23 protein-coding genes and 2 pseudogenes are annotated in these 22,030 nt (G+C 74.7%); 11 read left to right on the top strand and 14 right to left on the bottom strand.

From position 1 onward, the window contains the following. Positions 1-67: 67 nt before the first annotated feature. Together ABTY15_RS34360 and ABTY15_RS34355 are read right to left on the bottom strand one after the other, a co-directional pair. A complete protein-coding gene (locus ABTY15_RS34360; protein ID WP_350604575.1) occupies positions 68-1,165 on the bottom strand; it encodes an RICIN domain-containing protein in 1,098 nt (365 codons plus the stop codon). Between the two features lie 79 nt (positions 1,166-1,244). Beyond that, positions 1,245-2,369 carry an alpha/beta hydrolase gene (locus ABTY15_RS34355; RefSeq protein WP_350604572.1) on the bottom strand — a complete coding sequence of 375 codons (1,125 nt, stop codon included), beginning with the start codon at positions 2,367-2,369 and terminating at the stop codon, positions 1,245-1,247. A gap of 202 nt (positions 2,370-2,571) precedes the next feature. Here ABTY15_RS34355 and ABTY15_RS34350 point away from each other — a divergent pair, with 202 nt between their 5' ends. Further along, positions 2,572-3,582 (top strand): LuxR C-terminal-related transcriptional regulator, encoded by a 1,011-nt coding sequence (locus ABTY15_RS34350; RefSeq protein ID WP_350604570.1) that lies wholly within the window; start codon positions 2,572-2,574, stop codon positions 3,580-3,582. A gap of 112 nt (positions 3,583-3,694) precedes the next feature. Here ABTY15_RS34350 and lpdA read toward each other — a convergent pair whose 3' ends face one another. Both lpdA and ABTY15_RS34340 read right to left on the bottom strand, forming a co-directional pair. Next, positions 3,695-5,101: a dihydrolipoyl dehydrogenase gene (gene lpdA, locus ABTY15_RS34345; protein WP_350604568.1), complete on the bottom strand. Its 1,407-nt coding sequence runs from the start codon at positions 5,099-5,101 to the stop codon at positions 3,695-3,697. Positions 5,102-5,422: 321 nt separating this feature from the next. Then, complete coding sequence (locus tag ABTY15_RS34340; protein ID WP_502893658.1) at positions 5,423-6,949, bottom strand: M28 family metallopeptidase; 1,527 nt, start codon at positions 6,947-6,949, stop codon at positions 5,423-5,425. 236 nt (positions 6,950-7,185) lie between these two features. Between ABTY15_RS34340 and ABTY15_RS34335 the strand changes: the two genes are divergently transcribed. From ABTY15_RS34335 to ABTY15_RS34315, 5 genes are all read left to right on the top strand, one after another. Beyond that, on the top strand, positions 7,186-7,362 hold the full coding sequence (locus ABTY15_RS34335) for an antitoxin (RefSeq protein WP_350604565.1): 177 nt from the start codon (positions 7,186-7,188) through the stop codon (positions 7,360-7,362). 456 nt (positions 7,363-7,818) lie between these two features. Beyond that, complete coding sequence (locus ABTY15_RS34330; protein ID WP_350604563.1) at positions 7,819-7,932, top strand: keywimysin-related RiPP; 114 nt, start codon at positions 7,819-7,821, stop codon at positions 7,930-7,932. An 11-nt stretch (positions 7,933-7,943) separates the two neighbouring features. Further along, positions 7,944-9,779 carry an asparagine synthase-related protein gene (locus ABTY15_RS34325; protein WP_350604561.1) on the top strand — a complete coding sequence of 612 codons (1,836 nt, stop codon included), beginning with the start codon at positions 7,944-7,946 and terminating at the stop codon, positions 9,777-9,779. Continuing rightward, positions 9,780-10,037, top strand: a complete 258-nt coding sequence (locus tag ABTY15_RS34320) for a lasso peptide biosynthesis PqqD family chaperone (protein WP_350604559.1) — start codon at positions 9,780-9,782, stop codon at positions 10,035-10,037. Next, the gene (locus tag ABTY15_RS34315) at positions 10,034-10,462 is read left to right on the top strand and encodes a lasso peptide biosynthesis B2 protein (protein WP_350604557.1); all 429 of its coding nucleotides are present in this window, start codon (positions 10,034-10,036) and stop codon (positions 10,460-10,462) included. Before ABTY15_RS34320 ends, ABTY15_RS34315 begins: the two co-directional genes overlap by 4 nt. Before the next feature lie 181 nt (positions 10,463-10,643). Here the strand turns inward: ABTY15_RS34315 and ABTY15_RS34310 are convergent, their stop codons facing one another. Beyond that, on the bottom strand, positions 10,644-11,972 hold the full coding sequence (locus tag ABTY15_RS34310) for an MATE family efflux transporter (protein WP_350604555.1): 1,329 nt from the start codon (positions 11,970-11,972) through the stop codon (positions 10,644-10,646). 218 nt (positions 11,973-12,190) lie between these two features. Between ABTY15_RS34310 and ABTY15_RS34305 the strand changes: the two genes are divergently transcribed. The 4 genes and pseudogenes from ABTY15_RS34305 to ABTY15_RS34290 all read left to right on the top strand — a co-directional run. Beyond that, the gene (locus ABTY15_RS34305; protein ID WP_350604552.1) at positions 12,191-12,754 is read left to right on the top strand and encodes a PadR family transcriptional regulator; all 564 of its coding nucleotides are present in this window, start codon (positions 12,191-12,193) and stop codon (positions 12,752-12,754) included. Between the two features lie 134 nt (positions 12,755-12,888). Next, positions 12,889-13,755 carry a class I SAM-dependent methyltransferase gene (locus ABTY15_RS34300; protein WP_350604551.1) on the top strand — a complete coding sequence of 289 codons (867 nt, stop codon included), beginning with the start codon at positions 12,889-12,891 and terminating at the stop codon, positions 13,753-13,755. A gap of 136 nt (positions 13,756-13,891) precedes the next feature. Further along, the gene (locus tag ABTY15_RS34295) at positions 13,892-14,524 is read left to right on the top strand and encodes a phosphatase PAP2 family protein (protein WP_350604549.1); all 633 of its coding nucleotides are present in this window, start codon (positions 13,892-13,894) and stop codon (positions 14,522-14,524) included. Positions 14,525-14,582: 58 nt separating this feature from the next. Further along, positions 14,583-14,672, top strand: a pseudogene (locus tag ABTY15_RS34290) (isocitrate lyase/PEP mutase family protein); the annotation flags it as partial. Between the two features lie 16 nt (positions 14,673-14,688). On the opposite strand, the gene ABTY15_RS34285 reads toward ABTY15_RS34290, so the two are convergent. From ABTY15_RS34285 to ABTY15_RS34245, 9 genes are all read right to left on the bottom strand, one after another. After that, positions 14,689-15,192, bottom strand: coding sequence for a hypothetical protein (locus ABTY15_RS34285; RefSeq protein ID WP_350604547.1), 504 nt, complete (start codon positions 15,190-15,192; stop codon positions 14,689-14,691). 33 nt (positions 15,193-15,225) lie between these two features. Further along, positions 15,226-15,627, bottom strand: coding sequence for a hypothetical protein (locus ABTY15_RS34280; RefSeq protein WP_350604545.1), 402 nt, complete (start codon positions 15,625-15,627; stop codon positions 15,226-15,228). Positions 15,628-15,708: 81 nt separating this feature from the next. Further along, positions 15,709-15,858: a hypothetical protein gene (locus tag ABTY15_RS34275; RefSeq protein ID WP_350604544.1), complete on the bottom strand. Its 150-nt coding sequence runs from the start codon at positions 15,856-15,858 to the stop codon at positions 15,709-15,711. Positions 15,859-15,975: 117 nt separating this feature from the next. After that, on the bottom strand, positions 15,976-16,104 hold the full coding sequence (locus ABTY15_RS34270) for a hypothetical protein (protein ID WP_350604542.1): 129 nt from the start codon (positions 16,102-16,104) through the stop codon (positions 15,976-15,978). Beyond that, positions 16,101-16,943 (bottom strand): hypothetical protein, encoded by an 843-nt coding sequence (locus ABTY15_RS34265; RefSeq protein ID WP_350604540.1) that lies wholly within the window; start codon positions 16,941-16,943, stop codon positions 16,101-16,103. Before ABTY15_RS34265 ends, ABTY15_RS34270 begins: the two co-directional genes overlap by 4 nt. Next, positions 16,940-18,772 (bottom strand): GMC family oxidoreductase, encoded by a 1,833-nt coding sequence (locus ABTY15_RS34260; protein ID WP_350604538.1) that lies wholly within the window; start codon positions 18,770-18,772, stop codon positions 16,940-16,942. The genes ABTY15_RS34265 and ABTY15_RS34260 overlap by 4 nt, the downstream gene beginning before the upstream one ends. Next, a complete protein-coding gene (locus tag ABTY15_RS34255; RefSeq protein ID WP_350604535.1) occupies positions 18,769-19,302 on the bottom strand; it encodes a hypothetical protein in 534 nt (177 codons plus the stop codon). Before ABTY15_RS34255 ends, ABTY15_RS34260 begins: the two co-directional genes overlap by 4 nt. A 207-nt stretch (positions 19,303-19,509) precedes the next feature. Beyond that, positions 19,510-20,559 carry a TIGR03617 family F420-dependent LLM class oxidoreductase gene (locus tag ABTY15_RS34250; protein ID WP_350604533.1) on the bottom strand — a complete coding sequence of 350 codons (1,050 nt, stop codon included), beginning with the start codon at positions 20,557-20,559 and terminating at the stop codon, positions 19,510-19,512. Positions 20,560-21,002: 443 nt separating this feature from the next. Further along, a complete protein-coding gene (locus ABTY15_RS34245) occupies positions 21,003-21,671 on the bottom strand; it encodes a type 1 glutamine amidotransferase domain-containing protein (RefSeq protein ID WP_350604531.1) in 669 nt (222 codons plus the stop codon). Between the two features lie 174 nt (positions 21,672-21,845). Here ABTY15_RS34245 and ABTY15_RS34240 point away from each other — a divergent pair. Further along, positions 21,846-22,030 (top strand): annotated as a pseudogene (locus tag ABTY15_RS34240) (hypothetical protein); the annotation flags it as partial.

Raw genomic sequence — 22,030 nt, 5'->3', positions numbered from 1 at the left:
AACCGCGCCGCCGCCCGGTGGGGCCGGGCGGCGGCGGGGGTGACGGAGGTGACGGGGACCGTCAGCCTCAGGCGCAGGTGGTGAACGTGGGGCTGGTGTTGGCGATGTAGAGCGTCGCGCCGCCGCTCGGGTCGGAGGTGAGCGGAACGGTGATGGTGTCCTCGGCCGTCCACGGCATGCCGTGCGCGTCGAAGGTCCAGGTGCCGGTGACCTTGCGGGCCAGCTCCGCCAGCGTCACCCAGCCGTACTGCTGGGGCGGGACGGAGACGGAGACGCTGTTGTTGACGGTGGACGAGCCCTGCCAGACGTTGTTGTAGTGCAGCGCGGAGCTGACCGTGCCGGTCAGGACGCCCGGGGTGCCGCCGGAGATCTGCGTCCCCATGTCGACCCCGATGCTGTTGGACCAGCCGCTCATGTTGGTCACGGAGAAGGACTGCTGGACGGTGCCGCTGGTGTTGTTGAACCACACCGCGGACACGCAGACCCTCGGCAGCGGCGCGGCGGGCGCCTCGCTCTTCACCGCCCAGGAGCAGCTGGAGGCGTCCTTCTGGCACTGCTTGGCGGCGTGGTCGACGGCCAGGTTCCGGGCCGCCGCCGGAAAGCCGGTGGACCACTGCTGGTTGACCGTGCCGTTGCAGCTGTACTGGTCGGTCCAGGCGTCGTCGTAGTTGGCGCCGAGCAGCAGGTCCAGGCAGGTGTTGTCGCCCTGGTGCCGGATCATGAACGCGTCCGCGGACCCGGCGACCGGCTGGAGGAACCAGCGCTGGCCGGCCTGCCCGGCGCAGGTCTGCTGCCGCAGGGCGGGGGTGAACCAGGCGGCGAGGTCGATGCACTTGCCGGTGTCGTTGTTGACGATGGTGAAGGAGGAGTCGGAGGGGTCGACGTTCAGCCGCCAGGACTGGTGGTAGCCGGGCGCCGAGTTGGTGACGATGTAGGCGCCGTCGCCCATCGAGCCGTTCTGCACGTCGAGTTGGCGGCCGTTGCTGAGGGACCTGAGGGTCAGGCACTGCTGCGGGCCGGCACAGTCGGCGGTGGCCGCGGCGGCCCGGGGCGTCGCGAACGGGGCGGCCGTCGGCCCCAGGGCGGCGCAACAGGTCACCAGGACGGCGGCGATCAGGCGCAGCCAGGGCGGCGCCTGGCGGCGCGGGGTCGCGGTGGTGGGCACGGGTCGGGTCCTTTCGTCGGGGATCCTGGAACAGGGGGATGCGAACGCCGGCTCAGGCGGCCCAAGCAGGCCCGGCGGCTCAGGCGCCGGCGGCCACGAAGGCGGCCTCCAGGCGCGGGACGTAGTCCACGAGGTCCTGCGCCCAGCAGCCCGGGGTGTGGCCGCCGTCGCAACCGGGCCCCCAGCCGGCGCCGTTGCCGTAGTCGACGTAGTGGTAGCGGTAACCGAGGGCGTCCAGGCGGTCCTTGACGCGCTTGGCGGTGCCCTCGGCCCAGAACTCCATGTCGGCCGGGTTGCCGTTGCCGTTGCCGGTGTAGACGGCGATGCCGGTGTCGGCGAGCCGGCCCAGCCGGGCGGCCGGGTCGACGGCGTTCCAGCGCCAGTCGGCGTTGAAGACCGGGTACGGCGAGCCGAAGACCGCGTCGCTGGACACCGTCGGCCCGAAGTCGTAGCCGCAGGGCTTGCCGGCGCTGGAGCCGCACAGCACGGTGCCGACGTTGGTCAGGGTGCCCACCACCGCGCCGCGGATGACCATCTCGTCGGCGGAGAGGTCGTTCGCGCCGGACATGGTGAGCACCTGGCCGAACAGCTCCGGCCGGTCCTGGGCGTAGTGCAGCGCGCCGAAGCCGCCCATCGACAGGCCGCCGACGGCCCGGCTCCTCCGGCCCGTCAGGGTACGGAGGTTGGCGTCGACGAACGGGACCACCTGGTCGAGGTGGAAGGTCTCCCAGTTCTGCGCGCCGGCTGCGGTGCCCTGGTCGAGCCAGTCGGTGTACCAGCCGCGCAGACCCCCGTCCGGGATGACCGTGATCATCGACTGCGCGGCGGTCAGGGCCGGGAAGGCCAGCGCGGGGTCGCTCGGGTTGTCGGAGGCGCCGTGCAGGAAGTAGAGGACGGGGTAGCGCTTGGCCGGGTCGGCCGCGTAGTCGGCGGGCAGCAGGATCCGGATGGTGTGCTGCCCGGCGACCTGGGGCGTGGTGACGGTGAGCACGAAGTTGGTGGCGCTGCCGGTGGCGGCGCCGACCTGGGTCAGCCCGTAGCCGTCCTTCATCGGCGGCGGGCCGGGGGTCTCGGCGTGCGTCGCGGGGGCCTGGCCCAGCAGGAGCAGGCAGCCGGCCAGGGCGGCGAGCACCGGCCTGGCGCGCAGCAGCCGTGCGAACGGGCGCCCCGGGGACGGACGTCGCGCGGGCAGGGCTGGGGTCATGGGTCGCCCTTCGGCGTCATGGGGCCGCAGGTTCCGGCACCCGTCGAACTGTCTGGACACCGACAACTTTTCCCGCGCCGCCTCCCCGACGCCAGGGAGATCGGCGGCGCACCTGGGCCACTGGCGCATGTGCGCCGCACACCCGGGTAGGTTCCGGGCACCCGCCCGACCGGGCGGAACCCAGACGACGACAGGGGGCTTCGTGCACGACGTGCTCGATCCCGGCTCCGAGCGCGGCCGGGTCTACCGCTGCCTGGTCGGCCATCCGCGGGCGCGGGTAGCGGAGTTGGCGGCCAGAGCCGGGCTCGACGAGGACGCCGTCCGGACCGTCCTCGGGAAGCTCGCCGACGAGGGCGTCGTCGTCGCCTCCGATCACCACGACCACCACGACCGACCTGACCACCCCGACCGACCCGACCACCCCGACCGCACCTGGGAGGCGCTGCCGCCCGGCCGGGTCGTCGAGGCCGTGCTCCAGTGCGACGCCGCCCGCCAGGCCAGGGCGCGCCGGGCCGGGGCGGAGCTGGAACAGCTGTACCGGTACGCCCGACGGGACGCCGGCGGCTACGGCGCGCTGGAGGTGGTCGAGGACATCGCCCAGGTGCAGGCGGCCAGTCGGCGGCTCCAGCTCGTGGCCCGCCGCCAGGTCCGGGTCATCGACGTGCCGCCGTACTCCGGCAGCACCGCCTTCTACCTCGACCAGGAGGTGTTGCAGCGCCGGCGGATGGCCGCCGGGGTGGTCTACCGCTCGATCTACCAGGGCACCGCCTTCGACGACCCGGTCGCGGGCCCCAACATGGCGCGCATGATGGCGGCCGGGGAGCAGGCCCGCACCCTGGACGACCCGCCGCTCAAACTCGCCCTCGGCGACGACGAGCTCGCCATCGTCACCCTGCCCGCCGACGCCCACAGCGGTGTCGTCTCACTGCTGATCCGGCCGTCCGCCCTGCTCCGCGCCCTCGCCGCGGTGTTCGAGACGCTCTGGCAGCTCGCCGTCCCGGCCTCGGTGGACGGCGTCGGCCTGCAGATCGACGACCGGGACCGCCGGATCCTCAGCCTGATGGCCAGCGGCGCCACCGACGAGGCCATCGCCCGGCGGCTCGGCCTGGGGCGGCGCACGGTGGTGCGCCGGGTGTCCGTGCTGCTGGCCCGGCTCGGCGCCACCACGCGCTTCCAGGCCGGCGTGCAGGCGGCCCGGCGCGGCTGGCTGTGAGCCGACGGGCCCCCGCCGACGAGCCCTGAGCAGGGGTGAGGCAGAGGTCAAACAGCAGGGCCCGCCCGGAAGTTCGGGCGGGCCCTGCCAGGTCCCTCGGCCACCTGCCGTGTCACATGTTGATCATGTGCCCGGCCAGGCCGTGGATGGCCTCCTTGACCGCCTCGCCCAGCGTCGGGTGGGCGTGCACGTTGCGGCCGACCTCGTGGACGGTGAGGTCCCACTGCTGGGCCAGGGTCAGCTCGGGCAGCAGCTCGGTGACCTCGGGGCCGATCAGGTGCGCGCCGAGCAGTTCGCCGTGGGTGTTGTCGCAGATCACCTTGACGAAGCCGATCGGGTGGCCGAGGCCGTGCGCCTTGCCGTTCGCGGTGAACGGGAACTTGGCGACCTTGACGTCGTAGCCGAGGTCGCGGGCCTGCGCCTCGGTGTAGCCGAAGGAGGCGACCTGCGGCTGGCAGTAGGTGGCGCGCGGGATCATCGCGAAGTCCACCTCCATGGTCTCCGCCCCGCCGATGGTCTCGGCGGCGATCACGGCCATCGCCTCGGCGGCGTGCGCGAGCATCAGCTTCGCCGTCACGTCGCCGATCGCGAAGATGTGGTCGACGCTGGTGCGGCCGCGACCGTCCACCGCGATGGCGTTGCGGTCGGTCAGCTTGACGCCGGTGTTCTCCAGGCCGTAGCCGTTGACGCGCGGGGCGAAGCCGATCGCCTGGAGCACCTTGTCGGCCTCCAGCACCTGCTGCTGGCCGTCCTTGCTGACGGTCACCCGGACCTTGGCGTTCGGGTCGCTGTCGTCGATCGACTCGACCCGGGTCGAGGTCAGCACCTCGATGCCGAGCTTGCGGTACTGCTTGGCCAGCTCGGTGGAGACCTCGACGTCCTCCAGCGGCACCACGCGGTCCAGGAACTCGACGATGGTGACCTTCACGCCGTAGTTGTGCAGCACGTACGCGAACTCGACGCCGATCGCGCCGGCGCCCGCGATGATGATGCTCTCCGGCAGCTGCTCGGTGAGGATCTGCTCCTCGTAGGTGACCACGCGGTCGCTGAGGCTGGTGCCCGGGAGGAGGCGGGTGGTGGCCCCGGCGGCGATGACGCAGTGGTCGAAGGTGACGACCTCGAAGCCGCCGCCGCTGAGCGCGACCTGGAGGGTGTGGTCGTCGACGAAGGTGCCCCAGCCGTCGTACTCGGTGATGCCGTTCTTCTTCATCAGGTAGTGGACGCCCTTGACCCGGCCGTCGGCCACCGAGCGGCTGCGGCGGAACGCCTCGCCGAAGTCGAAGGTCACCTGGCCCTCGACCTTGATGCCGAAGGTCTTGGCCTCCTTGGTGAAGATGTGGGCGAGCTCGGCGTTGCGCAGCAGGGCCTTGGAGGGGATGCAGCCGACGTTCAGGCAGACGCCGCCCCAGTACTTCGCCTCGATGACCGCGACCTTCAGGCCGAGCTGCGCGGAGCGGACGGCGGCGGTGTAGCCGCCGGGGCCCGCGCCGAGGACGACGACGTCGTAGTGCGTGCTCATGTTGCTGACTCCTCCGAGGGTGTCACGGTGTCGTGATCTCGGTCCCATGGTGTCAGGACCGGGCCCGGCGCACCCACCGGGTCTCGGTCGATGCGCTCCGCGCGGCACCGTACAGGGCCCGGGGCCGAATTGTCAGTGGCCTCCGCTACGGTCCCGGCACGCCCGCCACCTGGGGCGACGCCCCGAGGGGCACCCGAATGGCGGTGCCGCGGGGCGTCGCCGGGGCGGGTGGGCCCGCCGCCCGAGGACGGCAGCGGGCCCACCCGGGCCTGTCGGGCCCCTCGGGGCCTCCGGCCTGGCCGGCCAGCCGGCCTGCCGGCCTCAGGACGTGACCGGGTGCGCGTGGTCCTCGGCCAGACCGCCGCCACCCTGCCCGCCACCGCCCTGCCCGCCACCCGGCTGACCGGCCGGGGGCTGCTGCGGGGGCACCGGCCGCTGGAGCGAGGAGAGGTCCCAGGCGTAGGTGCCGACGGCGTGCGCGATCACGTCGATGTTGACGTCGAAGGCAGCCGTGTCGATGTTGTCCACGTCGTCACAGGCCTGGTGGTAGCAGGCGTCGAAGGCCACGCCCGCCGTGCCGCCGTACCGGGCCTGCTGCTGCGCCGACTTGACCACCTCCGCGCCGGTGTCGGTGCCACCGGCCGGGATGCCCGCCTCGATGAACGGCCCGTAGTCGGAGCGCCCGTTGAAGGCCGCCGGGTCGTGCGGCAGGCCGCGGCCGTCCAGGTAGGCGGTGAGGTCGCGCTCGATCTGGGCCGAGCCCTCGGGGCCCGCGCCGCCGCCGGAACTGCCGGAGCCGTTGTAGACGAACTGGGCGTAGTTGGGCGAGGCGATCATGTCGAAGTTGAGGTAGAGCCGGATCTTCTTCCGGTCGGCCTCGGAGAGCGATTTCACGTACGCCTCCGAGCCCTTGAGACCGAACTCCTCGGCGGACCACCAGGCGAACCGCACCTTGTTCCTCACCGGGTGGACGTTCAGGTTGCGCGCGACCTCCAGGATCCCGGCGGAGCCCGAGCCGTTGTCGTTGATGCCGGGCCCGGCCGGGACGGAGTCCAGGTGCGCGCCGACGAACACGGTGTTGTTCTCGTCGCCGCCCCGGGTCTCGGCGAGGACGTTCCAGGTCCTGCGCGGCTCCATGAAGGTCCGCAGGTCGAGGGCGATCCGGACCGGGCCGGTGGCGGCCTTGGCGGCCAGCGCCTCCCCGGCGGCCCGGGTGATCCCGGCGGTCGGGATCCGGCCGGCCGCCGGGTCCCCGAGGGTCCCGTTGAGGTCGCCGTCGGTGTTGTTGTAGACGATCGCGGCGGCGGCGCCGGCCGTCGCCGCGGCGGCCTGTTTGTCGGCGAAGCTGCACCCGCCGCGCCGGATCAGGGCGATCCGCCCGGTGACCGCGCCGGCCGGGTAGTCGGTGGGCGCGCAGCCGGTGGCGGCGCCGACCGGAACGACCGCCAACTCGGCGTTCAGGCCCGCGTCCGGGGTGCTGACCGAGTAGGTCATGGCGATCAGCGGGACGCTCTCGGCCTGCGGCGACACCACGTCCAGGCGCTGCGAGCGAGCCTCGAAGAAGGTGTACACGAAGTCCTGGCGCGAGACCTTCAGCCCGGCCCGGCGGGCCTGCTCGTAGACGTACCGGGCGGACTCCTCGTGCCCCGGCGAACCGGCCACCCGGGTGCCGCCGTTGCGGTCCGCGATGTCCTGCAAGGCTTCCAGGGTGTCGCGGGCGTCCTCGGCGCTGCTCTCCTCGACCAGCCGGGCCGCCAGCTTCGCCGCCCGGCGCGCCGGGTCCGGATCGGCGGCCGCGGTACCGGACCCGACCAGCAGCAGCGGGGTCACCACGGCGGCGGCGGTCAGCGCGACACCCGCACCGCGGGCGGCGCGGGCAGTACGGGCGGCGGGACGGTCGAGCGGAGTGGTCAGACGGCGGGTGCGCAGCTTCAAGGCGAGTCCTTCCGACGGTCCGTGGACTCCCGATTTGACATGACCCGAGCGAGCCTGCCAAGCCCGCCGCGCGGGGTGGCAGGATGCGGACACGGGCGGGCTCGGTGATCCTGGAGTGGTGGGGCCGTCTCATCCAGGAGTGTGACCAGATGTCCATGTTGGATAAGCTCAAGGGCCTGCTGAAGGGCCACGAGGAACAGGCCGAGAAGGCCGTCGACAAGGCGGGCGACGCCGTCGACGACCGCACCCAGAGCAGGTTCAGCGGCCAGGTGGACGCCACCCAGGAACAGGTCAAGAACCAGTTCCGCGACGACCCGCCGAAGTAGCGCGCACCCCCGCGGTTCGACCCCGGCCCCGGTCCGGCCCACCCCGCCGACCGGGGCTTCGCCATGTCCGTGACGAGCCGTCAGATCCGGCGCACGCCAGGGGGATCGAGGCGGGCGAGGCGCGCGGGGGCCGCGCCCCCTTTACTCCGACCCGGCCGAATCCAGCCCCCGCACCGCCGCCGCGGGCCGACCGTGCGGCCGGTTACGGACCCCGTCGGCCCCCGGACGGCGGACAGCGGCAGCGACGCGCGGTGCCCGGTGAATCGCCTCCCGACACACGCGCACCCGGCCGCCCCAGGAGCGGAGGTGTCCGCTCAGTCACCACCCATCACCGACCGTGACCATCTTCCGGCCGAAGCTCCCGATACCCGTTGTCCGCCACCCGGTCGGCACGGAAGAGTGGTCCTCGCCGGCAAGCACTCCCGTCCAACTCCCCGTGAACGAGAGGAAACCGTCATGACCGACGTCTACGAGACCCCGATGCTGATCGAGCTCGGCGACTTCGCCGCCCTCACCCAGGGCTTCATCATCGGAGACGTGTTCGACGGCCACGGCTTCTACCTCATCTGAGGGGCCGAGCAATGAGCGGCCACCGGCGGACCTGGTTCGTGGTCCTGCCGGACACCGACGCCGCGTCCGCGGTGGCCGCGGTGTGGGGCACGGCCGAGCGCCGTGCCCTGCACCACCCCAGCGGACGCCCCTGGATCCTCGGCCACTGGCCGGCCGACGAGCCGGTGGTCGTCCACGCCGGACCGGTCGCGCTGGCCGTGTTCGGCACCGCCGACACCGACCCCGAGCAACTGCGCCGCCGGGCCGACCGGATCCGCGACCCGCAGGACGTCCTCGCCCTCGGCCGGGACCTCGCGGGCTGCTTCCACCTCCTCGCCACCGCCCACGGCACCGTCACCGCCCGTGGCGCGCTCTCCGGGCTGCGCCGCCTCCACCTGGCCGAAATCGACGGCGTCCCCGTGCTGTCCGACCGGGCCGACGTCCTCGCCGCTCGCACCGGTCGCACCCCGTCCGTCGAGCGGCTCGCCCTGCGCCTCGTCCACCCGCTGCCGCACCCGCTCGACGGGCTGCCGCTCTGGCCCGGCGTGACCGCCGTCCCCCCGCACCACGCGGCCGTGCTCACCCCCGGCCGCCCCGCCCGCACGTTCACCCACTGGCAGCCGCCCGCGCCCCGCCGTGCGCCGGAGGAGGCCGCGGTCGCCCTCGGCCAGGCCCTGCGCCGCGCCGTCGCCACCCGGACCCGGAGCGGCGGACTGGTCGCCGCCGACCTGTCCGGCGGCCTCGACTCCACCCCGCTCTGCTTCCTGGCCGCCGACGGCCCGGCCGAACTGCTCACCGTCACCGTCGGTTCGCTCGACCCGCACCACGAGGACGCCGCCTGGGCCGACAAGGCCGCCGGCCACCTGCCCGGCCGGCGGCTCGTCCTGCCGCCCGAGGACCTGCCCGCGATGTTCGCTGACGTCGACACGGCCGGCCCGCAGGGCGACGAGCCGTTCGCCTGGACCCGCACCCGGGCCCGGGACGAGGCCGTCGCCCGGCTGCTCGCCGCGCGCGGCGCCCGGCTGCGGATCAGCGGCGAGGGCGGCGACGAGGTCCTCCAGGCCCTGCCGTCCTACCTGCGGTCTCTGACGGCACGTCACCCTGCGCTGGCCGCACGCCAGTTGCGCGGCCACCGGGCCCGGCTGCGCTGGAGCCTGCCCGCCGCACTGACCGCCCTCGCCGACCCCCGGCCGTACCGGACCTGGCTGGACCACGCCGCCGACCACCTCACCCGTCGCGAACCGCCGCGCACCACCCAACTCCTCGGCTGGGGGCTCGAACCCCGACTGCCGCCCTGGGCCACCGCCCGGGCCGCCGAGCTCGTCCGCGCCCAACTGCGGGCCCTGCCCGGCCCGGAGGCCGAACCGCTGGCCCCCGAACACGCCCAGCACCAGGTGCTGCACATGGTCCGGCAGAGCGCGTCCGCGATGCGGCAGCTCGTCGACGCCACCGCCCGCGTGGGCACCCCGTACAGCGTGCCCTTCCTCGACGACCAGGTGCTCGACGCCTGCCTGGCCGCCGAACTCGCCGTCCGCGGCACGCCGTTCCACTACAAGCCGCTGCTCACCGCCGCCGTCGCACCGGACGTCCCGGCCGAACTCCTGCGCCGCACCGGCAAGGGCGACTTCAGTCCGGACGCGCACCAGGGACTCGCCCGGCACCGGGCCCAACTCGCCGCGCTCACCGAGGACAGCGCCCTCGCCCGCGCCGGGCTCGTCGACCCCGACGCGCTCCGGCAGGCCTGCCTCGGGCTCTACCCGCCCGGCACCTCGTACGCGGCCCTGGACGCCACGCTCGCCTGCGAACACTGGCTGCGCGCGCACGAGAGCGGCCGGACCCCCGTCACCGTCGCCCCCGAAGGAGCCTGAATGGCCGTCGAGTTGCGCCCCGATGTCACGCTCACCCCGACCGGGGGCGGCGCCGTCGTGCTGGACGAGCACTCCGGCCGGTACTTCCAGCTGAACCGCACCGGGCTGCTCATCCTGCGCTCCCTGCTCGACGGGCGGAGCCCCGACGAGATCGCCACCGACCTCAGCGACCGCTTCCCGGTCACCGCCGACCAGGCCCGGACCGACATCACCCGGCTGCACGACAGCCTCCGCGCCGCCGGGCTGGTCACCGGATGAGCCTGCACGCGCACGCCACCCGCGCGGGCCGGCCGCCGTGGCGCCAACGCCCGGCCGCGCTTGCCGCGATCGGCGCGGCCCGGCTGATCGAACGGATGCCCCCGGCCCGCATCCGCCGGCTGCTGCTCCGGCTGCGGCGCGGCGCCCGCCCGGCGGACCCGGCCGAGGCCCTCGCCGCCCGGCAGGCAGTGGTCGCGCTCAGCATGCGCTGCGCCGGCCAGGGCTGCCTCCAGCGCTCGATCGCCGCCGCGCTGCTGTGCCGCACCCGCGGCACCTGGCCGACCTGGCGCACCGGCGTCCGCACCGAGCCGTTCCGCGCCCACGCCTGGATCGAGGCCGACGGCCACCCGATCGACGAGCCCGCCGAACTCGCCCACTTCCACCCGCTGATGACCGTCCCGCCCACCCCGGCCACGACGGGCTGACCCGCACCACCTCCTGGCCCCCGCACCACCTCCCGGCCCCGGCCCGCGCCGCCCGTCCCCGGCGCGCGGCCGGGGCACCCGCCGTTTCCCCTGCCCGCTGCGGCGCCCCCCCGTCCGTCCACGCACGCCGTCCACGTCCACACACGCCGTCCGCCCTCGCCGTCCACGCCGGACGACTGCGCTACCCCACCCGCTCCAGCACCTCCGCGCCGCCCGCCGCCACCGGTGCGTCCCCGACGGGCGCACGCCGCGTGAGCAGCACCAACAGCACCAGCTGGACCACCGCCCCGACCGCCGGCCCCAGCCACACCCCGGCCACCCCGAGCGGCCCGGACAGGCCCGCGGCCGCGGCGAGTTGAGCGGCCAGGCCGACCAGCACGGACAGCACCAGCGCCCGGCCCGCGCCCGCCGCCTGGTGCACTCCGGCGAGAGCCACCACCAGCGCGTACGGGAGCAGGTAGAGCGCGGCCATCCGCAGGAAGCCCACGGACTGGCCGGCCACCGCCGGGTCGTCGGTGAACAGCGCGGTCACCGGCCCGGCCAGCGCCGCGCTCAGCACCGCCGCGATCGCGCCGACCAGCGCCGCGAGCCGCCCGGTGTCGCGCCCGAGCGAGCGCAGCGCCGCCGTGTCCCCCGCGCCGGTGAGGCGGGCGGCCTCGATGGCGGCGGCCTGGCGCAGCGCGTAGAAGGCCATGGTGACGATCAGCAACACCCGGTAGCCCACGCCGAATCCGGCCACCGCCGCCACGCCGAAGCCCGCGACCAGGGCGAGTTGGGCCGTCCCGACGGCCATCCGGGCGGTGAAGTCGAGGCCGAAGGGCGCTCCGGCGCGGACGATCCGGCGGGCCGCCGCGCCGACTCCCCCGGCGGGTGCGGACATCCGCGGCCGCAGCCGCAGGGTGACGGCGAAGGCGACGGCCCGGGAGAGCGCCAGGGCGAGCGCCGCGCCGGTCACGCCGAGGGCGGGCAGCGGTCCGGCGCCGAGGACGAGCAGCGGGTCGAGGGCGAGCAGCAGCGCGTTCGACAGCAGGGCGAGCCGCATCGGGGTGCGGGTGTCGCCGGCGCCCTTGAAGAGTTCGTCGGCGACGCGCTGCCCGGAGAACAGGGCGAACGCCGGGAAGGCGACGGTCAGGTAGTCGGCGGCGAGTGCGGCGGCCTGGCCGTCCAGGAAGGCACCGGCGAGGCGCTCGCGCAGCAGGAAGCCGGGCACGGCGAGGGCCAGGCTGCCCACCGCCCAGAGCCGCCAGGCCGCGCGGGCGGTGCGGGCGGCGTCCTCGTGGTCGCCGGCGCCGAGGGCGCGGGAGAGTCGGACGGTGGTGCCGGAGCTGACCACCAGGACGAGGCCGAGCAGCAGGTTCTCGACGGTGCCGGCCAGGGTGACGGCCGCGACGGCCGACCCGCCGAGGCCGGCCACCCAGTAGGTGCCGATCACCGAGGCGACCACGCCGGACAGCAGTTCGGCGTAGACCGGCCCGGCCAGTGCGGTCAGTCGCGGCAGGTGCCCGCGCATGTGTCCTCCCCTTGCGCCGCGTGTTCCGCGCGCATCGCCCACTCGGCCGCCCACCGGGCGGCACCGGACAGCCCCTCGGACCGCCTCGAATAGAGATACCTCGTGTCGAGGTAGCTCGGCAAGAGGCATCTCGATGAGAGATACATCGATACGAGGTATCTCGACGAGAGGTAGCATGGCCGCGCCACGGGGCGCACTCCGACGAAAGGGCTTCAACCGTGCTGACGCTCGCGATCCTCGGTTTCCTGTACGACCAGCCGCTGCACGGCTACGAGCTCAAGTCCCGGATCACCGGCCTGACCGGGCACGTCCGGCCGGTCAGCGACGGCGCGCTCTACCCCGCCATCACCCGGTTGGAGAAGGCCGGGCTGCTGCTCCGCCGCACCGAACCGGGCAGCGGCGCCGCGCCGCGCCAGACGCTGGAGCTCACCGAGGAGGGCCGGGCCGAGCTGGAGCGGCGGCTGGCCGACCCCGAGCAGGCGGAGATCACCGACCAGATTCGTTTCTTCGCCCTGGCCGCTTTCCTCCACCACCTCGCCGACCCGGCGCAGCAGGCCGCCGTGCTCCGCCGCCGGCTGGCGTTCCTGGAGGCGCCGAGCAGCTTCTTCTACGACGGGGACGGCCGGCCGGTGACCGCCGAGAGCGAGCCGAACCCGTTCCGGCGCGGCATGCTGCTGGTCGCGCGGGCCTCCGGGACGGCCGAGCGGGCCTGGCTGACGGAGACGATCGCGCAGCTGACGACCCCCTCGCCGGACGCCGCCCGACCAGCCCCGGATGCCTGAACGATCACCGGGAATCCGTTCGGTTCCACCCTGGTCCGCAGGGGGTCGGCCGTCGCTATGATGATCCGCCTCAGGTCCGCACCACCCCCGCGACGTGAGCCCTTCGCCGCGCCCCGCGCCCCCAGGAGGCCGCCGTGCCCACTGCCGAGACCGCAGCCCGCCCCGCGCCCCTGAAGCGGGACGACATCCCCGGCTGGTTCTTCCGTCTCGACCGGGCGGCCTTCGAACACCTGCTGTCCGCCCAGAGCGCGGCCGGCGTCACCGGCGACATCCTCGAACTCGGCAGCTACCTCGGCCGCAGCGCCGTCCTGCTCGGCGACCACCTCCGCCCGGGCGAACGGCTGACGGTCTGCGACCTGTTCGACTCCGACGCGGGGGACGCCGACAACGCCGCCGAGATGGCGATGTCGTACCGCAAGACCCTCACCCGCAGCGCCTTCGAGGCCAACTACCTGGCCTTCCACGACGAGCTGCCCGAGATCGTGCAGGCGCCCACCTCGGTGCTGGCCGACGGCCGGATCGCGGCCGGCAGCTGCCGCTTCGTCCACGTCGACGCCTCCCACCTGTACGAGCACGTCGCCGGGGACATCGCCGTCAGCCGGGCCGCGCTGGCCGAGGACGGCCTGGTCGCGCTGGACGACTACCGCTCCGAGCACACCCCGGGGGTCTCGGCGGCGGTCTGGGAGGCGGTCTTCACCAGCGGCCTGCGGCCGGTGCTGCTCACCCCGATGAAGTTCTACGGCACCTGGGGCGACGCCGCGGCCGCCCGGCAGGTGCTGCTGGAGCGCGACTGGCGGGCCGAGGGCTACACCGTGGACGAGGACACCATCGCCGGGCAGCCCGTGCTGCGGCTGAACTACCAGGTCAAGGCGCCGGTCCAGCAGTCCGCGCCGCGCCGCCTGGCGCTGGACCTGCTGCCGCCGGTCGCCACCCGCGCGACCCGTCGGGTGCTCCGGACGCTGCGCGAGCGCCGGGCCGTCCGGCCGGTGCCGACAGCCTGAGGCCCACCGGTACGCTCGTCCGCGTGCCTCGTACCACCCCGCCGGTCGGCCCCGACACGCCCGGCTTCCCCGACCTTCCGGCCGGCATAGCCGAGCCCGGCTTCGCGCCCGTGCCCACCGGCTCCGGACGGCCCGCGTGAACGGCACCGGCGCCTTCGTCCCGCCGGAGCCCCCGGCCTACGCCGTCGCCTCACCGCGTGAACGGGCCGCGCGGCTGGTGACCGACACGCTGGCGCCCGCCAACCTGGTCATCGGCCTGCTGCTGGTGATCGGCGCGCACGGCACCGCCGACTGGTCGGGGGTCGGCTGGGGCCTGCTCGCGGCGCTGTTCTGCGGCGTCGTGCCGATCGGCCTCATCCTGCTCGGGGTGCGGCGCGGCGCGCTCACCGACAAGCACATCCGGATCCGCCGCCAGCGCGTGCTGCCGATGGCCGCGAGCCTGCTCTCGGTGGTCACCGGACTGGCCCTGCTGTACGGCCTGCACGCCCCGGCGGACGTGCGCGCGCTGGTGGTCGCGATGCTGGTCGGCCTGCTGTCGGCGCTGGCCGTCACGGTGGGGTGGCAGATCTCGATCCACAACGCGGTGGCGGGCGGTGTCGCGATGATCCTGGCGCTGGCCTTCGGGGCGTGGCTGCTGCCGTTCGCCGCGGCCGTGCCCCTGGCGGTCGGCTGGTCGCGGCTGGTGCTGCGGGCGCACACCCGCGCCCAGGTGCTCGCCGGGACGGCGCTCGGCGGCGTCTCCGCGCTGGTCTTCGCGTTGCTGCGCTGACCGGCCGCAGCCGGACGGATACACGACGTCGGGCCACGGTCGGCGGCTCCGCGAGGAGATCGCGAGGCCCGGGGCCACGCCCCTGATCGGTGTCCACGACATCTACTCGGCATCCATCGCGGCCGAGCACTACGACGGCATGTTCGTCCCGCCGGCCCGCCGGCTCACGACGGTGACGGAGTGACGGCCCGCCTGCACGGCCCCGGGCGCGCCGCCAGCGCCCGGGTGATCCCCCTGCGAAGCCGGGCGGAGGCCCCCGGGAGGCGGCCCAGCGAACGCACCCGCTCGGCGGGCACGTCGGACCGCCGAGCCAGGTTCAGCACCGCCGCGTACGGGCGCTCGCCGTCCCGCAGCCGCCCGGCCACGGTGTCGAGCAGCGCGTCCAGAGCCGCACCGGTGCCGGCCGGGTGCTCGGAAAGGAGGAGGAGAAGCCGGTTGTCGTTGTAGGTGCTGTGCCGCCGCCCGGCCAGCGCGGCCAGCAGGTCGCTCGGCGCGGCCGGGTTCCCCGCGATGGCGTGCCAGACGAACGGGTAGTCACAGCGGGCCAGTTCACGCAGCACGTCCGCGCTCGCCGTCCGCTGCGCCAGCCTGCGGTAGTCGCCACCGTCGTGCAGGTGGTCCAACGCCTCGATGTCGGAAAGCTCGTGGTCCATCACCGTCTCGTCCATGTCAGCAGCTCACCCTAGCCGCCGGGCGAGCGGCTACGGCCAGCCGGTCGGCCTGGTGGTGCCGGTGGCCCTGGCGGCGACGATCGCGGTGCAGGACCGCTGCACCTCGGTGGCGACCCAGCCGGCCGGCAGCGGTCCCTGCGCCCGGAGGGCAGCGGCCTGCCGTTGGAGCTCCCGGAGTGCGCCGCCCTGGGCGCTGGACAGGCCCATCTCCTGGTAGTCGCCGAGATCCGTGCCGCCGTCGAGATACATCTGGAGCCAGGGCGTGATGCCCGCGACGCAGTCCGCCAGCGCGCTGTCCGACGGCAGGCTGTGCGCCGGCAGGCTGCCCGACGGCGGAGCGCCCACGGCGGGCGGGGGCTCGGCAGAGCCGCCACCGCAGCCCGACAGCGCCGCCACCGCGACCAGGCCGACCACCGCGAGCCGTCTCCGCATGCCCGCATTGTGGCCCCGCCCGGCCGGCCGCACCAGGGGCCGGACCGCCCGAGGGTCGCCCGAGGACGCCACAGGATCCCGTCAGGCCCGCGCCGTGGGCGTGCTGAGCGCAGTGGGCGGCAAGGTGGGCAGGGATCCCGGCTGCGGCAGGGCCCAGAGGTCGGGATCGGCGGCGAACGGCCCCTGCCGCTCGCGGAGTTGGCCGATGGCCAGGCCTCGGGCGGCCTCCACCAGCCGGTGGGTGGCCTCGTCGATCAGGCCGAGCCGCCGCGCCTTGGCGTACTCGTCCTCGTCCTTCCAGGTGTGGTCCGACAGATCGGGTCTCGATGCCCGGGTGGGCGGCGAGGGTCAGTACGTCCCCGCGAGGACGCGCAGGGGCATGGCGGTCCAGACGTCACCGTTCACGATGTCCCGGCGCACGGCGGTGCTGCCGGGCGGGAAGGGCCCGGCGGCGGCCGGAGGCGGGGGTGGCGTCACCGGACGTAGTAGGCCCGGTTGTGGGCGGCGACCGGCGGGGACTGGTAGGTCCAGACGCCGGCAGCCGGGGCGTCGGCGATCAGGTGGGCGAGGTCGCGGGCGGACTCCTCGGCCGGGTTGCCGAGGTCGAGGCGGACCCGGTCGGCGGTGCGGTCGTCCAGGGCGTAGTAGCGGTACGGCTGGTAGACGTTGAGCGGGCCGGCCAGCAACTTGCCCTCCTCGTCGGTGCCGTAGCCGGTGATCGGCGTGTTGTTGACCGGTTCGGGGGTGAGGCCGATCAGATCCGCCTCGACGGCGAGCAGTTGCTCGTCGTGGCGGCGCAGCCCGTCGGGTTCGAGGGTGGCCCGGCGGCAGGAGAAGGACCACCGTTCGCGTACGGCGGGCGCGTTGAGCGAGGGCAGGGTGGTCTCGAACCAGCCGGGGTGCTTGGGTTCGGCGTAGAGGCGGCGGCCGGCGTCGATGGCCAGCGGGTTGTCGCAGAGCACGTGCAGGCGGGCGATGCCGAGCAGCTTGGTCTGGTCGTAACCCCGGGCGTACTGGCCGTAGTTGAGCACCGGCAGGCGGTCCTCGGCGAACACCGGGTGGGCGACCAGGTTGATCTCGACCTCCTGGGTGATGCCGCCGCCGTTCGGGTACTGGGCGAAGTACAGCTGGTAGTTGAGCGACACGCAGGCCCCGCCGTCGAACACCGCGGCGGTCAGCCCGGGGTGGCGCTTGCGCAGCAGTTCACGGGCCCGCTCGGGCTCGACCAGGTAGTCGACGCCGATGTTGTGCAGGGCGCCGTAGTGGAACGGCAGGTGGTACGGCTCCGGTACGGGCGGGAGCGGCAGTCCGGTCATGGCGTCTCCGGGAGGGCGGTCGAACGAGCGGCGGGCGAAGGGACGTCCGTCGAACGGTCGGTGGCGGAAGGGGCGGCGACGGTCACCGTCGGCAGGCGGCGCAGCTCCAGCAGGTCCTGGTGCATCCGCTCGGCGCTGCGCAGGGCGAGGGCGGCCATGGTGAGCGAGGGGTTGGAGGTGCCGAGCGAGGGCATCGAGCCGCAGCCGACGGCGTACAGGTTGGGGTGGTCCCAGCAGCGTTGCCAGGGGTCGACGACGGAGGTCGCGGGCGAGTCGCCCATGATGTGGGTGCCGCCGGCGTGGCCGGCTCCCCGGTAGCCATAGGCCGTACCCCGGTGTTCCAGCCGGCCGGGCCAGCGCGGCCCGGCCGGGTAGCCGGTGTGGTCCTCGGCGCCGAGCAGCGCGAACAGTTGGTCGGAGACCGCCCGGGCCGAGGCCATGCCCTCGCGGACGTACTCGTCGAGGTCGTAGTGGACGGCCGGGAGCGGGAGGCCGAGCGGGTCCCGCCGGTCCGGGTCGAGGGTGACCCGATTGGCCGGGTCGGCGGGCTGTTCCAGCTCGAACTGGAGCGAGAACTGGCGGCCGAGCCAGTCGCCGAGCCGGTCGCGCAGTTCCTTCCCGCGCAGCCCGGCGGTGATCAGCTCGGCGGCCTCGGCCTCGGGCGGTCCACCGGCCCAGGCCCAGCCCCAGTTGCCGATCTCGATCCGGAAGGGCGCCCGGCGGGCCCGGGCCGGGCCGAACCGGAAGGCCTCCAGTCCGCTGGTGGAGCCCGGTCCCCGGTACGGGCCGACCGGGCGGGGCATCAGCCCCCAGGTGAGCAGCGCCGGGTGGTCCATCAGGTTCCGGCCGACCTGGTCGCTGCGGTTGGCCAGACCGGAGAGCAGCAGCAGGCGGGCGTTCTCGACGGCGTGCGCGGCGAGGACGACGAGGTCCGCGTCCACCCGGTGGGTGGCGCCGCCGGCCAGGTACTCCACCCCGGTGGCCCGCCCGGTCACCGGGTCGGCGAGGATCCGGGCGGCCACGGCCTCGGTGCGCAGTTCGACGCCCGCCGCCCAGCGGGCCTGGGTACGCAGCGGGGTGTACTTGGCGCCGGTCGGGCAGACCGGGACGCAGCTGGCGCTGCCCGCGCAGGGCGGGCCGACCGGGTCGCCGGGCCGGGTGGGCAGTCCGTTGCGGGCGTGCGGGGTGCCGGTGACGGCGAGTCGGGCCGGGCCCGGCATGGCGGGGTCGTGGACGGCCCGGCCGTCGAGGGCGCCGGCGAGCTGCCGGTCGAGGTAACTGGCCGGGATGGCCCGCATGGGGAAGGCGTAGCCCTCGGGCATGGGCAGTCCGACGGCCGTGCGCTGTTCCTCGGCGTCGGCGGCCACGCCGAGTTCCTGTTCGGCGGCGCGGTAGTGGGGTTCGAGGTCGTGGTAGTCGATCGGCCAGTTGCGGCCGCGGCCGAGGTCGCCGGTGCGGAAGTCCTCGGGGTGCATGCGCGGGGTGAGGCCGGTCCAGGCGAGTCCGGTGCCGCCGTTGGCGCGCAGGTAGCCGCTGGCGTACGGCAGCGGCCCGTGCTGGCGGAGGTGGCCGGTGGCGGTGAAGCCGCCGTCCGGGTGGCCGGTGAGGTCGCCGACGTCCGGCGAGGGCGCGTCGGGGCTGTGCGGGTAGGCCGAGGTGGGCGGGCCGCCGCCGGCGGCACGGTAGGCGGTGGCGGTCTCGGGGCCGGGGCGGGCGGTCCGGCCGGCTTCGAGGACGAGCACCCGCCAGCCCTGGGCGCCGAGGCGGTGGGCGACGAGTGATCCGGCGAAGCCCGCCCCGACCACGACGGCGTCCCAGCGCCCGCTCACCACTGCTCCCCCGCTCGGGCCGGCTCGGCTCCGCGGGGCATCTCGGACCCTCGGGCCGGCTCGGCGCCGCGGGGTGCCTCAGCTCCTCGGGCCGGCTCGGCGCCGCGGGGCGGCTCGGCCCAGCTGCCGTGGCCGGGGGCGGCGGCGCCGGGCGGGTCGGTGTGGAAGGTGCGCCACACCAGCCCTTGGTCGTGGGCCCGGGCGGAGCTCGGCGCCTCGCCCGGCCAGGCCCCGACGTACCAGAGGTGGACCAGCGCGTGGTCGTCGCGGACCCGGTGGGCCAGGGTGGTCCGGTGATGCTCGTGCGCCATGCCGGTGGCCAGCAGCTCGGGCTCGTCGAATCCGGTCAACTCGGCGCACACGCGCAGGAACTCGTCGAGGTCGGCCAGCTCGTCGAGCTCGCAGAGGTCGGTGTCGTCGAGGTCGCCGGTGTCACTGGTGCCGCCGAGGTGGCCGGTGTCACTGGTGCCGCCGGCGTCGTCGAGTTCGGCGACGGCGGTACGGTCGGTGGGATCGTCGGTCGCGGACAAGCGGGCACCCCCACGGTCGTCGACGGGTGGCCAAGCCATGACAGGCCGGAAGGCGGTGCCGCCCCGAGCGGCCCTCACCCGCCTGCCGTGGCGATCCTGCCTCCCCCGGCCTGCCCCGCGACCCGACTGCCCGGAACTGATCGGACTTGACCGGTCAACGACCGATCGGCGCCGATTTCCGCGTGCCTCTGCCCGACTCCGCCCGCCTCAGTCCAGCCCGCGCACGGCGTCCAGCACGTCCAGCCCCAGCGCCGGGTCCGCGTCCTCGGGCAGGCTGACGGACAGCCGGGTGACCAGGCCCGCGTACCGTCGCCGGATCTCCCGGGCGACCTCCTCCACCGACCCCGCCACCGCGAAGGTGTCGAACACCTCGTCGTCGATCAGCGCGGCCATCTCCGCCCAGCGGCCGCGCACCGACAGGGGGTGCAGCCGCTCCTGCAACTCCTCCCAGCCGTGCTGGGCCAGCACCGGCCGGTAGGCGGGGGTGGAGGCGTAGAAGGCGAGCCGTTCCCGCAGCGCGGCCCGGTTGGCCGCCAGCTCCTCCTCCGTTCGGCCGGTGGCGGTGAGCACGTTCCCGGTGATCTCGAACGGCCGCCCGGTCCACGGGGCCTGCTCCGCCTCTGCCCGCGCCCGGGCCTCGGTCAGCCCGGGCAGCACCTGCTCGGTCAGATAGGCGACCGAGGTGAAGGGGTGGCTGAGGAAGCCGTCGGCCACCGCCCCCGCGGTCCGGGTCATCAGCGGCCCGACGCCGGCCAGCAGGATCCGCGGCACCCCCGCGTCGACCGGGTCGGGTGAGAAGACCGGCGTCATCATCGTGTGCGTGTAGAACTCGCCCCGGAAGCGCAGCCGTTCGCCGGTCTGCCAGCTGTGCCAGATCGCCCGCACCGCCTGGACGTACTCGCTCATCCGCGCGGCGGGCCGGTCCCAGGGCATCCCGAAGCGCTTCTCGATGTGCGGCCTGACCTGCGAGCCCAACCCGATGACGGCCCGTCCGCCGGAGGCCGCGTGCAGCCCCCAGGCCTGGTAGGCCAGCGTCATCGGGGTGCGGGCGAAGGCCACCGCGATGCCGGTGGCCAGCTCGATCGACGTGGTCCGGTCGGCGGCGCGGGCCAGTTGCAGGAACGGGTCGTACGCGGTCTCGGCAACCACCAGCCGGTCCATGCCCCGGCGTTCGGCCTGCTCGGCGGCATCGAGGATCCCGGCCGGGTGCCCGGAGGCGGTGGCGTCGAGACGGAGGGCGGCGTGGGGTCGGTCCATGGCGGTGCTCCCGGTCACAGGCTGCGGTGATACCGGGGTAGCCTCCCATGCCCACTCCCGCGCGCACTCCCACACCGCCCACTCCCGCGTTCACTCCCGCCGGGCGCCGAAGAGCCGGTCGAGGTGCTGGTCGACGGCCGCCAGGACGTCCCGGGGCGCGACCACGTCCAGTTCCGGCAGCGTGGTGAACCCGGTGAGCGCGAGTCACCCGCGGTCTGGACGCCCGCTCGACGACCGCGCCCTACCCCGAGCAGACCGCCCGCCGGATCTGGGACGGCCACTTCCCCATCGCCTTCGACCTCGTGCAGGGCCTGCCCGGCGGGGCCGAGCGCCAGCCGCACACGGTCGGGCCGCCGCGCTGTGCTGTGCAGCGCGACGGCCCGGAACGAACGCGGCCGAGGGTCAGCCCGGCCATTCAACCCAACATGCTCGGCCCAGCACGCTCAGCCCAGCATGCGCAGCAGCTCCGCAGCGAGCGGGCCGGAGGAGGCCGGGTTCTGCCCGGTCACCAGGTTGCGGTCGACGACCACGTGCGGCGCCCAGGGCTCGCCCTCCTGGAAGTCCACGCCGAGCTCCACCAGGCGGTCCTGGAGCAGCCACTTCGCCTTGTCGGCCAGACCCGCCTGGATCTCCTCGGCGTTGGTGAAGGCGGTGACCCGGTACCCGGCGAACGGCGAGCCGCCGTCCTCGTCCTGCGCGGCCAGCAGCGCCGCCGGGCCGTGGCAGACCACGCCGAGCGGCCGACCGGAGGCCAGGGCCCGGGTGAGCAGCAGGCCGGACTCGGCGTCCACCGCCAGGTCCTCCATCGGGCCGTGGCCACCGGGGTAGAAGACGGCGTCGAAGTCGGCCGGGTCCACCTCGGCGAGCTTCACCGGCCGCCGCAGCTCGGCGATCCCGTCGAGGGCCTCGGCGATCGCCGGGTCGGTGAGGCTGGACCGGTCGGCGACCGGGACGACGCCGCCCGGGGTGGCGACCACGACCCGGTGTCCGGCGGCCGTGAACGCCTGGAACGGAACGACGGCCTCCTCGGCCCAGAAGCCGGTCGGGTGCTCGGTGCCGTCGTTCAGCGTCCAGACGGTCGCGCCGGTCATGACGAACAGGATGGTGGCCATGGTGCTGTCTCCAGGGGTGCGGTCCCCGCCGCGGTGGGACCACCGCGGCGCTCACGTCCTCGACGCTAGCCGTGCCCGACCATCGGGGACCAATGGGCACGACGATGGCGGCCATCGGATTTCCGATGGCTCCGGCAGGCCGCCCGACCATCGGGATCCCGTAGGCTCGCGGTCATGACCGATCGGGAAACGCGGGCCGGGCGGGAGCCGAACGACACCCACCTGACGCCGGCGCCGCCGGACGCGTGCCGCGGCGCCCGCCCCCAGGTCGGCAAACCGCAGCCCACCTACCTGACCGAGCACCCCGCGGGGACAGACAACGCCCCCGCCCCCCCACGCACACGAGGCGCGCCCCAAGC

It is taken from the genome of Kitasatospora sp. NPDC097643 (assembly GCF_040302625.1).
Lineage (GTDB): Bacteria > Actinomycetota > Actinomycetes > Streptomycetales > Streptomycetaceae > Kitasatospora.
The sequence above is the reverse complement of the archived record's forward strand: the minus strand, read 5'-3'. Positions and strand labels throughout refer to the sequence as shown.